The 13,254-nt window shown below is 72.7% G+C and carries 13 protein-coding genes and 1 riboswitch; of the genes, 5 read left to right on the top strand and 8 right to left on the bottom strand.

Annotated features, from left to right (window positions below; all coding sequences use genetic code 11):
• Positions 1-10: 10 nt before the first annotated feature.
• From pspM to ACPXB1_RS19390, 7 genes are all read right to left on the bottom strand, one after another.
• The gene (pspM, locus tag ACPXB1_RS19420; protein WP_355597024.1) at positions 11-796 is read right to left on the bottom strand and encodes a phage shock envelope stress response protein PspM; all 786 of its coding nucleotides are present in this window, start codon (positions 794-796) and stop codon (positions 11-13) included.
• Positions 797-819: 23 nt separating this feature from the next.
• Entirely contained in the window at positions 820-1,701 is an 882-nt protein-coding gene (locus tag ACPXB1_RS19415; protein WP_355597026.1) for a PspA/IM30 family protein, read from the bottom strand.
• 200 nt (positions 1,702-1,901) lie between these two features.
• Positions 1,902-2,360 (bottom strand): helix-turn-helix domain-containing protein, encoded by a 459-nt coding sequence (locus ACPXB1_RS19410; RefSeq protein WP_355597028.1) that lies wholly within the window; start codon positions 2,358-2,360, stop codon positions 1,902-1,904.
• Between the two features lie 152 nt (positions 2,361-2,512).
• Positions 2,513-3,058 carry a CinA family protein gene (locus ACPXB1_RS19405; RefSeq protein ID WP_355597030.1) on the bottom strand — a complete coding sequence of 182 codons (546 nt, stop codon included), beginning with the start codon at positions 3,056-3,058 and terminating at the stop codon, positions 2,513-2,515.
• 112 nt (positions 3,059-3,170) lie between these two features.
• The gene (gene pgsA, locus ACPXB1_RS19400; protein WP_355597032.1) at positions 3,171-3,755 is read right to left on the bottom strand and encodes a CDP-diacylglycerol--glycerol-3-phosphate 3-phosphatidyltransferase; all 585 of its coding nucleotides are present in this window, start codon (positions 3,753-3,755) and stop codon (positions 3,171-3,173) included.
• Between the two features lie 77 nt (positions 3,756-3,832).
• Positions 3,833-5,332 carry a 30S ribosomal protein S12 methylthiotransferase RimO gene (gene rimO, locus ACPXB1_RS19395; RefSeq protein WP_355597034.1) on the bottom strand — a complete coding sequence of 500 codons (1,500 nt, stop codon included), beginning with the start codon at positions 5,330-5,332 and terminating at the stop codon, positions 3,833-3,835.
• A gap of 91 nt (positions 5,333-5,423) precedes the next feature.
• Complete coding sequence (locus tag ACPXB1_RS19390) at positions 5,424-6,347, bottom strand: ornithine cyclodeaminase family protein (protein ID WP_425735611.1); 924 nt, start codon at positions 6,345-6,347, stop codon at positions 5,424-5,426.
• Between the two features lie 103 nt (positions 6,348-6,450).
• Positions 6,451-6,514: riboswitch (guanidine-III (ykkC-III) riboswitch) on the top strand.
• A 57-nt stretch (positions 6,515-6,571) separates the two neighbouring features.
• Between ACPXB1_RS19390 and sugE the strand changes: the two genes are divergently transcribed.
• Together sugE and ACPXB1_RS19380 are read left to right on the top strand one after the other, a co-directional pair.
• The gene (sugE, locus tag ACPXB1_RS19385) at positions 6,572-6,886 is read left to right on the top strand and encodes a quaternary ammonium compound efflux SMR transporter SugE (RefSeq protein ID WP_355597038.1); all 315 of its coding nucleotides are present in this window, start codon (positions 6,572-6,574) and stop codon (positions 6,884-6,886) included.
• Between the two features lie 105 nt (positions 6,887-6,991).
• A complete protein-coding gene (locus tag ACPXB1_RS19380) occupies positions 6,992-7,237 on the top strand; it encodes a hypothetical protein (RefSeq protein ID WP_355597040.1) in 246 nt (81 codons plus the stop codon).
• Between the two features lie 91 nt (positions 7,238-7,328).
• On the opposite strand, the gene ACPXB1_RS19375 is transcribed toward ACPXB1_RS19380, so the two are convergent.
• On the bottom strand, positions 7,329-9,788 hold the full coding sequence (locus ACPXB1_RS19375; protein ID WP_355628535.1) for an FtsK/SpoIIIE family DNA translocase: 2,460 nt from the start codon (positions 9,786-9,788) through the stop codon (positions 7,329-7,331).
• 113 nt (positions 9,789-9,901) lie between these two features.
• Here ACPXB1_RS19375 and ACPXB1_RS19370 point away from each other — a divergent pair, with 113 nt between their 5' ends.
• The 3 genes from ACPXB1_RS19370 to ACPXB1_RS19360 all read left to right on the top strand — a co-directional run bounded on the left by ACPXB1_RS19370 (position 9,902) and on the right by ACPXB1_RS19360 (position 13,226).
• Positions 9,902-10,369 (top strand): YbjN domain-containing protein, encoded by a 468-nt coding sequence (locus ACPXB1_RS19370; protein ID WP_355597044.1) that lies wholly within the window; start codon positions 9,902-9,904, stop codon positions 10,367-10,369.
• Positions 10,366-12,054, top strand: a complete 1,689-nt coding sequence (locus ACPXB1_RS19365) for a YbjN domain-containing protein (protein ID WP_425735610.1) — start codon at positions 10,366-10,368, stop codon at positions 12,052-12,054. Before ACPXB1_RS19370 ends, ACPXB1_RS19365 begins: the two co-directional genes overlap by 4 nt.
• Positions 12,055-12,176: 122 nt before the next feature.
• Positions 12,177-13,226 carry an LPXTG cell wall anchor domain-containing protein gene (locus ACPXB1_RS19360; RefSeq protein WP_355628529.1) on the top strand — a complete coding sequence of 350 codons (1,050 nt, stop codon included), beginning with the start codon at positions 12,177-12,179 and terminating at the stop codon, positions 13,224-13,226.
• Positions 13,227-13,254: the final 28 nt, after the last annotated feature.

Here is a 13,254-nt window from a genome sequence, read left to right as displayed (position 1 = left end):
TGGGGTCGGCTCAGCGGGTGGGCGCGCGCAGCGGACGGTCCACGGCGCGCAGCTCGGCCAGGGCCGAGGCCACGCCGTGCAGCAGGTCGGTGGCCTCGGTGAGCCGGTCGGCGGCCGGATGGGTGGGCTCCGGTCGGGCGTCCTCGGCGAGGTAGCCGGCGGCGGCGACCACCAGCCGCTCGTAGGCCGCCACGCCGCTCTCCAGTTGGGCGGTAAGCGTGCGGTGCGCCTCGGTGAGCGAGGCACGGGCGTCGGTCGGGGCGAGGCGCAGCGCGCGTTCGACGCTCGCCGTCCGCTCGGCGAGTTCACGTAGCGACCGGTCCGCGACGGCGGCCTCCAGGACGGCGGGCTCGGCCAGCCCGGTGAGCCGCGGTGCCATCCCGGCGAGGGTCAGCGAGGCCTTGTCGAGTCGTGACCAGTGCTGCCCGGCGGTGGTGCCGCGCAACGCGACCCGGTTGCGGACCCGCCGGGCCTCGGCCAGCAGGCCCGAGCCGACCGGCAGTCGCTCGACGGCGGCCACCAGCCGGGCACGGGACCGGGCCGCGGCCTCGGCCGGGTCCAGGGCCGGGGGCGCGGGCTGGGCGGCGAGCGCGCGCAGGTCGAGCCACCGCCAGGCGGCCAGCGCCACCGCACTGCCCGCGGCGCCGGCCCAGGCCGCGTCCGGCAGACCGAGGCCGGCGTACGGCGTCAGCACCGCTGCCGCGCCGCCGAGCCCACCGGCGAGTACGCTCCACCGCCGGGCGGATCGGCGCAGCCGACTCAGCCGACGGAAGTACCGCGTCCGCTCGTCTGCCACCGTGACCTCCTCGGGCCGGTCGTTCAGCCGGCGGCGGTCGGGTCGCCGGTGCCGCGCTCGCGGGCCATGCTCGCGCGCAGCTCGTCCAGCCGGGCGGCGGCGGCCGGGTCACCGGCCGGGGTCGCCGAACCTGCCGCTTCGCCCTGCGACACGGCCGGACGCTGGGCGGCGCCACCGAGCTGCTCCCCCGCCATGCTGGAGCGGATCTGCTCCAGCCGGGCCGAGCCCGCCGAGTCGATTGTCGCCTTCTGGATCTCCAGCATCCGGCCTTCGACCGAATTGCCGGCCAGCTCGGCGCGGCCCATGGCGTTGGCGTACCGCCGCTCGATGCGGTCGCGCACCTCGTCCAGGGACGGGGTGTTACCCGGGGCGGTCAGCGACGACATCGACTCCAGCGAGTGGGCGACCGTCTCCTGCATCTTGGCCTGCTCCAGCTGGCTGAGCAGCTTGGTGCGCTCGGCGAGCTTCTGCTGGAGGATCATCGAGTTGTTCTCGACCGCACGGCGGGCCTGCGCGGCCGCGCCGAGCGCCTGGTCGTGCAGGGTCTTCAGGTCTTCCGTGGCCTGCTCGGCGGAGACCAGCTGGCTGGCGAGTGTCTGCGCGGACTGCTCGAACCGCGTCGCCTCGGCCTCGTCGCCCTTGGCGCGGGCCTGGTCGGCAAGCACGAGGGCCTGCCGGGCGTTGCCCTGCAACCGCTCGACCTCGGACATCTGCCGGGACAGCTTCATCTCCAGCTGACGCTGGTTGCCGATCACGGCAGCAGCCTGCTGGACCAGCGCCTGGTGCTGCCGCTGGGCATCCTCGATGGCCTGCTGGATCTGCACCTTGGGATCGGCGTGCTCGTCGATCTTGGCACCAAAGAGCGCCATCAGGTAGTTCCAACCCTTGACGAACGGGTTCGCCATCTCCGCGGTATCCCCTCAGTAGCGTCGTTCCGCCACGGTCAGGTCGGATGGACCGACCGACCGCGACCCGGCCGATCTCCATCGTCCCAGTCGGACGCCGGCGAGGCATCCGTACCGGACGGTCGACGGGCACCGGCGGCTCCTGCCGGCCACCCTACGCGGCCCGCGCCACCTCGCCCATGGTCAACCGGACTGATGACTCAGGCGGCGCAGACCACATCGCGGTCTCGCTCGGTGGGACGCACCCGCGTGCTGCGCAGCGTTGCCCGCAGTGGCGAGTCCTGCCGAACCGAGACGGCGACCTTGCCATCGGAGCTGACCTGGCGTACGGCCCGGTTGGACCTCTTGCCGACGGCGGCCCCCGCGCCCACGGGCGTGGCCTCGGCCGACTCGTTGGCAATGGGAACGAGCACCTCGGGCATCTGTTCGGCGAGCGCCACGGTGTCGCTCACCTCACGCAGCAGCTCGGACAGGCGGGCACCGAGGGCGTCACAGATGGCGGCGAGCAGTTCGCTGGACGGCTCCTTGTGCCCGCGCTCGATCTCGGAGAGGTATCCGAGGCTGACGTTGGCGGCGGTGGACACCTCGCGCAATGTGCGCTGCTGCCCCTGCCGGCGCGCCCGCAGTGCGTCACCGATGACTCGGCGCAGTAGGACCATCGCACCTCCCCCTGAGGGATACCTCTCGCCCGGCGCTGGGCAGCCGGTCGCGGCGGACCGCACCGGCCCCGAGCGTCGGAGCCTTCCCGCAACCGTACCCGGTGCGGGGCCCGGCGACATCCCACCCCGCCTGTCGGTTCGGGCGGATCGACTCATCGGCGCGCCGCGTCGGCGGCTTCCAGTCCGTCCCGAGCGGCTTCGTCGGCGGCGTGGATCCGCTCGGCGAGCAGCCGCAACGCCGCCACCACGGCGGCCGAGCGGACGTGGTCGCGCCCGCCGTCCAGGTCGAGTTCGCGAACCTCGCCGCCGTTCGGCCCGGCGACCGCCACGTAGACCAGGCCGACGGGCTTGCCGTCCTGCGGCTCCGGGCCTGCCACCCCGGTCGTGGCGAGACCCCAGTCCGCGCCGCAGCGCCGCCGGCCGCCCTCGGCGAGCGCGGCCGCCACGTCCGGGTCGACGGGGCCGCGCTCGGCCAGCAGATCGTCGGGTACGCCGGCCAGCGTGGCCTTCAACTCGGTGGCGTAGACCACGAGCCCACCCTGGTAGATCCCGCTGACCCCGGCGATCTCCACGATCGAGGCGGCGAGCAGGCCACCGGTGAGTGACTCGACAGTGGCGAGGGTCTCGTGCCGCTGCGCCAGGCTGTGGACGACACCTGCCGCGGGACTACCCGCCGACTCTTCAGAATCCCGCGCCATGAACTCCGTCCTTCCCCACCAGCCCCAGCCCAACCCTCTGCGACGGCCGCGTTGACCATGAAGTTGTCACCCGGCCACGCCGAGGTTCCATGACCGACGACGCAGGTCGGTGTCAGCGGCGGAGGCGGAGGGCCTGGGCTATGTAGTCGAAGCCTGTCGCCACAGTCACCACTACCGCTGCGGCCATGATCCAGGGACCGACGTCGGCCAGGCCGGCCGGCATCGGCCAGAGGTACCAGACGATGGCAAGGGTCTGCAGCGCGGTCTTGACCTTGCCGCCCCGGCTGGCCGCGATCACGCCGTGCCGGATCACCCAGAACCGCATCCCCGTGATGCCCAGCTCACGGACGAGGATCAGCGCCGTCACCCACCACGGCAGCCTGTCGTACCAGGAGAGCAGCACCAGGGCCGCGCCGGTGAGCGCCTTGTCGGCGATCGGGTCGGCCACCTTGCCGACCGAGGTCACCAACCCGAACCGGCGGGCGATCCAGCCGTCCACCAGGTCGGTCGCCGAGGCCACCGCGAAGATCAGGCACGCCGCCATCTGCCAGCCGGCGTGCGTCATCCCGGACATGATCACCGACGCGGCGAAGACCGGCACCAGCACCAGCCGAAGCGCCGTCAGTGCGTTGGCGGCGTTGAGCACGGGAACCTGCGGCACCACCCGGGCCGGCGTCGACTCCGTCACCCCGGTCACCACCTCGCCCCGCTCGGGTCGCCGTGGCGTTCCCGGTATCGCGCCACGTGGCTCCCCCGCTCCGCTCGGCCCCGCCGTCACCGTGCCGCGCCGGGCGCCGCCGAGATCATCTCATCCGGCACCGCGAGCAGATCCACCCCTTCGGTGCCGGTAACGGTTGCACGGACCAGGTCACCCGGGCGCAACGCGGCCAGGTCGACCCCACCGTCGGCCGGGGCGACAAGCGTGGTGGAGCCGTCCACCTCCGGCGCCTGGTGCGCCGCCCGACCCTCCACCACACCGTCGGCGATCGAGTCGACAAGCACCTCGACGGTCGAGCCGAGCCGATCCTCGGCCCGCTGCGAGCAGAGCTCGTCGGCAAGCGCGCTGAGCCTGTCGTACCGCCGCTTGATTGTCGCGGCGGACACCTTGCCGGGCAGCCCGGCGGCCTCGGTGCCGTCCTCGTCGCTGTAGTCGAACATGCCGATCGCGTCCAGCCGGGCCTCGGTAAGGAAGCGGACCAGCTCGTCGACGTCGGCGCGCGTCTCGCCGGGGAAGCCGACGATGAAGTTGCTCCGCGCACCCGCCTCCGGGGCCAACGCGCGGGCACCGGCCAACAGCTCCAGGAAACGGTCAGTGGAACCGAACCGGCGCATCCGGCGCAACACCGGCTCGCTTGAGTGCTGGAACGACAGGTCGAAGTACGGGGCCACGCCCGGCGTACCCGCGATCGCCTCGACCAGCCCGGGCCGGGTCTCGGCCGGCTGGAGGTAGCTCACCCGCACCCGCACGATCCCGGACACCGCGGCGAGCTGCGGCAGCAGCTTCTCCAGCGCCCGGGGGTCGCCCAGGTCCTTGCCGTACGACGTCGAGTTCTCGCTTACCAGCACCAGCTCCCGTACACCGGTCTTGGCCAGCCACTCCGCCTCGGCGAGCAGCTCATCGGGCGTACGCGAGACGAACGCCCCACGGAACGCGGGGATGGCGCAGAACGCACAGCGGCGGTCGCACCCGCTGGCGAGCTTCAGCGAGGCCACCGGGCCGGTGTCCAGTCGGCGACGCAGCACCTGACGCAGGTGCGCCGGGGTGTGCTCGTCGGTCTCGACGGCCGACCGGGTGGAGGTGCCGTGCCCGGGCAGCGAGACGGCGGCGTCGCGGCGCTTCACAGGCGTCAGCGGCAGCAGCTCGCGGCGGTCCCGCGGAGTGTGCGAGGTGACCTGCTCGCCGGCGACGACGGCGTTCAGCCGCGCGCCGATCTCCGGGTAGTCGTCGAAGCTCAGCACCGCCTGCGCCTCGGGGAGGCTGTCGGCCAGTTCCTTGCCGTACCGCTCGGCCATGCAGCCGGCGGCCACCACCTTGGCGCCCGTGCCGGCGGCGGCCAGCAGGGTCTGGATGGAGTCCTGCTTGGCCTTTTCCACGAAGCCGCAGGTGTTGACGACCACCACGTCAGCGCCCTCGCCGTCGGTGGTGACCTGCCAGCCGTCGGCGTGCAGCCGGGCGGCCAGCTCCTCCGAGTCGACCTCGTTGCGGGCACAGCCCAGGGTGAGCAGGGCTACACGGCGGCCCTCGGCAGCGGAAGGGGAGGTGGCAGACACCATCCGAGGGTACCGGGCCGACCGGGGAAGCCCACGCACGCGGGCCGACCGTCCGGCCGGCGCGGTGCGGTCCCTGCCGGCGCCCGCGACCCGGTCAGCGGGTGGCAACCGCGACCCGGGTCAGCGCGTCGAGCAGGAAGACCTCGGTGCCGGCCAGTCCTGTGGAGCAGAAGACGGAGACCTGGTCCGCCGAGGTCCGGCCGGCGACCGCGCCGGCCACGATCCCGCCCAGGTCGCGCAACCGCCGGGTGTACGGGGGTTCGGCGGCGAGCATCGGCGGCCGGTAGTCGGCCGCCTGGGCCGGCGAGTCGGTGACCAGCAGCTCGGCGACGTCCAGCAGGTCGGTGCCGAACTCGCTGCGGTCGCGCTGCTTGAAACCGACAGCGTTGACGTGGGTTCCAGGGCTCAGGTCGGCGGCGCGCAGCACCGGGGTCACGCTCGTGGTGGCGAGCACCACCACGTCGCGCCCGCGCACCGCCTCGCCGGGATCGGCGACCGGGCGGGCCGGCACGCCCAGTTCGGCGCGGACCCGGGCGGCGAAGGCGTCCCGGCGGGCCGCGGAACGGCTGTGCACCACCACCTCGCGCAGCGGGCGCACGGCGGCGGTCGCCCACACCTGGGTCCACGCCTGCCGGCCGGAGCCGATCACGCCCACCGTCGCCGCGTCCGGTCGGGCCAGCGCGTCGACAGCGACACCACCCAACCCACCGGTACGTCGGGAGCCCAGCTCCTCGCCTACCGCCACAGCCCGGACAGCGCCCGTGCGGGCGTCGTGCAGCACCACCAACTGCTCACCCTCGAGGTGGCCGAAGGTGTCGTACGAGCGGAAGCCGTACCACTCGCCGGCCAGGTGCCCGGCAGTGAACATCAACCGCCCTCCGCCGAGCGGGGCGGTGGCCCGCGGTGGGGCGACCAGCCGTCCCTCGTACGCGGCCACCAGGGCGGCCCGCATGGCGTCGACGGTGGTGCTGGCGTCCAGCGCGGCGGCGACCTCGGAGTCGGCGTACAGCAGGGTCATGGTTGCTATCGTGCAAGTTGAAGTTAGGTGCAGGTCAACCGACCGTGGCAGGAGTCACCGGCCAGCGGTCGGGGCCGGTGCTAGCGTCGGTGCCGGTGACCCCCGGATGCCCGTGGGTCGCTCCGGACGAGTGGTGGGCGTACCCGGTCAGGCCAAGACGCCCCCCGACGTGCACATCCGACTCGTCCGGGCGCGACAGCCCGGCCCCCTCCGTGAGGTGAACGATGGCCTGGCTGGTGCTGGTGATCTCGGGACTGCTGGAAACCGCCTGGGCGATCGCCCTGGACCGCAGCGCCGGGTTCAGCCGGCTCGTCCCGTCAGTGGTGTTCGTGGTGACCCTCGCGCTGAGCATGGCCGGGCTGGCGTACGCGCTGCGGGAGATCCCGGTCGGCACCGGATACGCGGTCTGGGTCGGCATCGGCGCGGTGGGCACCGCACTGGTCGGGATGCTGGCGCTCGGCGAGTCGGCGAGCCTGCCCCGGCTTCTCTGCCTCCTGCTTGTGGTGTCGGGCGTGGTCGGACTGAAGTTCTTCCACTGAACCGCCGTCCGAAACATGCGTGATCGACACCCGAAGCGGGTAGTGCTCGATCTGTCCCGACAGGCTCTCAACTGGAGCACAGCAAGCTCTCAACCGGAGGCAGACATGGCCGACATGCCCAGCACCGCCCGCCCGCGCAGCAACGCCGCCCGGATTCTCACGATCGTGGGCTTCGTCTTCGCGGTTCTCGCACTGCTGCTCAACCCGATCATCTTCGGCGTGCTCGGTGTGATCGCGGGCGTCGTCGGCGCTGTGCTCGGCGACAAGCCGCTGGGCTGGTACGCCGCTATCGCGAGCGTCGTCGCCGCGGTGATCAGCCTGGTGATCATCGGTGCGCTGATCAACAACTGAGCCCTGGTCCTTCGCGGGCCCGCCGACCATCGGCGGGCCCGTCGTGTTTTCCCAGGCCGGGCGTGCGCGTTGTCCGGCCGGCGTGCCCGGGTCAGTCCACGTCGCCACGCAGGCCGGACAGGACCTCCTCCAGCTCGTCGGGCTTGACGAGCACGTCGCGGGCCTTCGAGCCCTCGGACGGCCCGACGACCCCCCGGGTCTCCATCAGGTCCATCAGGCGACCCGCCTTCGCGAAGCCCACCCGCAGCTTGCGCTGGAGCATCGACGTCGAGCCGAACTGTGAGGTGACCACCAACTCCACCGCCTGCACCAGCAGGTCGAGGTCGTCGCCGATGTCCTCGTCGATCTTCTTCTTGTTCTCCTGGGCGGGGGCCAGCACGTCCGGGCGGAACTCGGGCTCGCGCTGGTCCTTGCAGAACTTCACCACGTCGGCGATCTCGCCCTCGGTGACCCAGGCGCCCTGGATCCGTACCGGCTTCGACGCGCCCATCGGCAGGAAGAGCCCGTCGCCCCGGCCGAGCAGCTTCTCCGCGCCCGGCTGGTCCAGGATGACCCGCGAGTCCGCGAGCGACGAGGTCGCGAACGCCAGCCGGGACGGCACGTTCGCCTTGATCAGACCGGTCACCACGTCGACCGAGGGCCGCTGCGTGGCAAGCACCAGGTGGATGCCGGCGGCCCGGGCCAGCTGGGTGATCCGGACGACCGAGTCCTCCACGTCGCGCGGCGCGACCATCATGAGGTCCGCCAGCTCGTCCACGATCACCAACAGGTACGGGTACGGCCGCATCTCCCGTTCGCTGCCCGGCGGGGCCTTGATCTCGCCGTTGCGGACCTTGCGGTTGAAGTCGTCGATGTGCCGGACCCCGTTGGCCGCAAGGTCGTCGTAGCGCATGTCCATCTCGCGGACGACCCAGTCCAGCGAGTCCGCAGCCTTCTTGGCGTTCGTCACGATCGGGGTGACCAGGTGCGGGATGCCCTCGTAGCCGGTCATCTCGACACGCTTCGGGTCGATCAGCAGCAGCCGCACCTCGTCCGGGGTCGCCCGCGTGAGGATGGACACCAGCAGCGAGTTGAGGCATGACGACTTGCCGGCGCCGGTGGCACCGGCGATGAGGATGTGCGGCATCTTTGCGAGGTTGGCCACCACGTAGCCGCCCTCGATGTCCTTGCCGAGCGCCACCACCATCGGATGGTGGTCGCTTGTCGCCGCCCGCGAGCGCAGCACATCGCCGAGCGCCACGTTCTCCGGGTCGGTGTTCGGGATCTCCACACCGACCGCGCTCTTGCCCGGGATGGGGCTCAGGATCCGTACGTCCGGCGACTTCACCGCGTACGCGATGTTGCGCGACAGCTGGGTGATCCGCTCGACCTTGACCCCGTGCCCCAGCTCCACCTCGTACCGGGTGACGGTCGGCCCCCGGGTGAAGCCGGTGACCGCGGCGTCCACGTCGAACTGGTCGAACACGCCGGTCAGCGCGGCGATCACCTCGTCGTTGGCCTTGCTGCGGGTCTTCGCGGCGGCACCGGCGCTGAGCATGTTCGCCGGCGGCAGCGTGTAGTCGCCGGCCAGGCCGGTCAACGCGAGCTGCTCGGCCCGGGTCGGCGCGGGCGAGTGGTCCGGCGGCTCGGCCGGCTTGCGGCTCGCAGGGACCTTCGCCGGCGCCTTGCGCGGCAGCAGCACTGTCTCCTGGAGGTCGACGCCCTCCATGTCGTCGAAGTCGTCCGGGTCCAGCGGCGGCGGCATCCGCTTCGCGGGCCGCTTGCGGGCCGGGCGGACGGCTGGCTCGTCGGTCTCCTCGCCGACGACGACGTCCGGCGGCGTGACCAGACCGCCTGCGAGCAGACCCAACCGCTCGGGAATCTTGTTGATCGGTGTCGCGGTCACCACGAGCAGGCCGAAGAGCAGCAGCAGGACCAGCAGCGGCACTGCCACCCAGGCGGTGACCGCGCGTTCCAGCAGACCACCGACGCCCGCCCCGACCAGGCCACCGGCGAAGTCGCGCTGCTGTGGGTCGCTCGGATCCTGGCCGATCTGGAGCAACGCGGCTGTCGACACCAGCAGCGAACCCCAGCCGATGAGGCCGCGACCCCGGTGCGCCGGGTCGGCCGGCTGGCGCATGAGCCGCCACGCGCCGATCATCAGCAGCACCGGCACCACAACGGAGATCGCACCCAGGAACAGCCGGATCGTGTCGGCCAGGCGCGTCCCCACCGGGCCAGCCCCCGACAGCCAGAGCGCCACGGCGGTGAGCAGGGCCAGCCCGAACAGCAGCAGCCCCGCGCCGTCGCGGCGGTGCTCCGGATCGAGGTCACGGGCGGAGGCGGCCTGCCGGCCGGCGGCCCGCACCGCCCACCCCATCCCGTGGGCAAGCCCCATCCACAGTGCACCGACAGCACGACCCACGTAGACGGCCGGGCCCGGTCGGGCGGCCACGGTACGCCGCCGGACGGGCGCCCGGGTCTTCTTCGCCGGTTGACGGGCACGACTGTTGGTGCCACCGCGCGGCGACGCGCCGCGTCGGCGACTCGCCTGAGGGGTACGGCCCGCCATAGAGTCACGGTAACGGTGGGGCCGGGCAGAACGCCGCTTTTACGGGTCGTGTCCGCGCGTCGCAACACGAACCCCGCCGCCGGTCGTGATATCCGCCTCAGAAGGGATGCCCGATGGCGTCGCCGGGTTTCGAGGACGATCCGTTGGCCGGGCACCCCGGCGCGCTGCGCCCGCTGACCGGCGAGCTGGTCGCCGCGGTGCTCGCCGCGCGGGGTCTGCCGGTCGGCGTAGCCGTCAACGGCGACCTGGTGGGCCGCTTCGACGACAATCTCATCTGGTTTCTGCGCCTCGGCGACGGCGAGCTGTTGCAGGTCCGCACAATGGTCACGCCCACCTTCGACATCGAGCGGGTGCCCGCCCTGCACGCCTTCTGCAACTCGTGGAACCACGACCGGCTCTGGCCCAAGGCGTTCGTGCACGTCGACGACGGCGGGCGGGCCCAGGTCTACGGCGAGGTCGTCACCGACCTCGAACGTGGGGTGACGCCGCACCAACTCGACCAACTGCTGCACTGCGGCATCACGGCCGGATGCCAGCTCGCCGTGGCGGTCGGCCGACTGCCCGGCGCGGTGTCCGCATGACCGGCCGGGACGAGACCACAGGCAGCCGCACCGATGTGCCCGGCACGCCGTACGCCGGTGACCGGGTCGCACCCCGACGGGTGGCGGCGCTGGTGGCAGCGCTCGCCGACGCCCGGGACCTGCCCGACGGGCCGGCCCATCTGGCCGCAGTGGAACGGGTCGCCGAGCAGGCCGACGCCGCAGGCGACGTCCGGTCCGCCGTGGACGCCCGGATCGCGCTGATCGAGGCATACCTGCTGCACGGCGAGCGATGGCGGCTTGTCGAGCCGGTACGGCGCTGCCTGGCCGCCACCGACCACCACCCGGGGCTGCTCACCTCCGCGGAGGCTGCGCTGCTGCTGCGCTACCAGCGGTACGCGGTGGAGGCGCTGCTCGGCACCCCCCGGGTCGGGCTGGACCAGACCCGCGCCCTGCTCGACGATCTGGCGCGGCGGGTGGGAGCCGACGGCCCCGACGCGCCGACCGTCGCCGAGCTGCGCTGCCGGATCGCCGACCACCTCGGTGACGAACCCACCGCCCGCCACTTCTTCGAGCGGTGGGCGGGTACGCGTCCCGGCCCGTCCGGTGGCTGCGCGGGCTGTGCCCCGGCCCGCCGTGCCGAACTGCTCGCGGGCTGGGGTGAGTGGCACGCCGCGCTCACCGAGCTGCGCCAGCCTCCCACCGACGCGGACGACTGCACCGACCAGCCCGAACGCTCGCTCGTCGCCGGGCTGCTGCCCGAACTGCGCGCCGGTGATCCGAGCAGGGCCGCAGCGGCACACGTACGGGCGTACCGGAGGCACCGGCGGGAACCCGCGGCGTTCCCGCACCTCGCCACGCACCTGAGGTTCTGCGCGCTCGGCGGCCACCTCGAACGCGGCCTGGCCATCCTCGCCGAGCAACTGCCCCGATTGGACCGACCCAGCGACGATCACGCGGCGATGGAGTTCGCCGCCGCCGGGGCGCTGGTCTGTGCCATGGCCGGGGACGCCGGCCTCGGGGGCCGGAAGATCCACCGCCCGGCGTACGGCGAGCGCTCAGCCGCCGACCTCGACGTCGCCGCCCTCGGCGCGCTGCTGCTCGGCATGGCAAGCGAACTGGCGGGAAGCTTCGACGCCCGCAACGGCACCGGTCACCACTCCGGTCGGATCGCCGCATGGCTCGCCGAGCGGCCCCTCGCCGCACCGGTCCCGCTGCCTTTCGACGACGAGCGTCTCGACGAGCCCGACACCGTCCCGGACGGCGTCGGTCAGGCGGGTGTCCGGCCCACCGACACCGGGCCCACCGGGCCTGTTGACGAAGAGCTGACGACGCTCACCGTTGATCTGATCACCGCGGCCCTGGACCGGCGCGGCGATCAGTACCTGGTGGACGAGGGTGGCGCTGTGGTCGGCCGGTGGGGTGACGCCGAGATCCAGTTCCGCCGGGCCGGCGAGCGCGGCGAGGTGCTGCATGCCCGGGCGATGGCCGCGCGCCGGTTGCCGGCCACGCGCCGCTCCGAGGCGTACGCCTTCTGCAACGCGTGGAACCATGACCGGCTGCTGCCCAAGGCGTACGCGCACGACCTCGGTTCGGAGATCGTGCTGGCCGGGGACGTGGCCACCGACCTGGCTCACGGGGTGGCCCCGGCTCAGCTCAGGGTCCTCGTGGACGCCGCGATCGCCACCGGCGTGGCGTACGCCGGGGCTGTCGCCGCGCTGCCCTGACCCGCGAGGGGCCTCAACGGTTGCGGGGCGAGGCGGGAAATACAGCATCCGACAGTGCGCAACCGGGACCGGAGGGCGGACGTGGTACAGCCGTCACCCACCGCAACCATCTGGGAGCCGTCATGAGGCGTCCACTCGTTCTCGGCGTTCTCGCCGCCGCGCTCTACCTACCCGTCCTCGCCGCCCCGGCCGTCGCCGGGCCTGCGCCTGTGCCGACGTCGACAGCAGAGCCGGCCGTGACCGCCGCCGCCCCACAGGCGACGATCTTGGCCCGAGGGGACCTCGTCTTCCTCAGCGGCGACCCCTGGCGCCCGTCCTCTCCGCTGGAGGTCGACGTCAAGAATGTGGGTCGGACGGCGGCGAAGGGCTTCTTCGTGCTCCGCCTCCCACCGAATGTCCGCCTGACGACGGTCGGGGACTGCCGGACCGTCGACGGCGCGGACAGGACCTGGCTCTGCGGCGGTGTTGAACTGGCACCCGAAGGTAGCCGGAAGTACCGGCTGACGGTCACGTCGTCGGCCGCGAAGCCGGTCTTCGGGGTGAAAGCGTGGGGCTCGGTCGCCGGCCGGGACGCTGCCGGGGTCACCGATCAGTTCTCCGACTTCCGGATCAACTGGCCGGACAAGACCTCACTGCGACTGCGGGCGACCGCCTCGCCGGTCGTCAACGGGTCGACCACGGTGCGGGTACGGGTCACGAACACCGGAGCCTTCGCCATCGGCGGTTACTCGTTGAACATCACCACGCCGGCCGGGGTACGGGTGACCGCGCCAGCGTGCTCCGACAGTGGACGAATGGACGGCGTGGGCTGCGAGATCCTGCGGCTGCGAACGATCGCCGACGGCGCGACCGACAGCTTCGACGTGCGGCTGGCTGTCACCGGGGGCACCAGGACCGTCACGTTGTCGCTCGCCCCCAGCAACCGCTACACCAACAAGGACACCTCAGTGACGCTCCGTCTGAACGGTGCCGGTGGATCCGGTGCCGGCGCCACCACCCCGCCGCCGGCCAGTCCGACCGCCACGCCGACCACGCCGAGCACGTCTCCCACGAACGCCCCGGAACTGGCCCGCACCGGTGCGTCCAGCAGCACGTTCGGCCTGGTCGGCGCGGCGCTGCTGGCCCTCGGGGTTGGACTGGTGGCGCTCCAGCGCCGCCTGTTCCGAGGCTGAGGCGGATCGCGCGCCGCACACGGTCCGG

The organism is Micromonospora sp. DT68, from assembly GCF_049847245.1.
Classification (GTDB): Bacteria; Actinomycetota; Actinomycetes; order Mycobacteriales; family Micromonosporaceae; genus Micromonospora; species Micromonospora profundi.
Note: the sequence above shows the minus strand (reverse complement) of the source record. Positions and strands in the feature narration are given on the sequence as shown.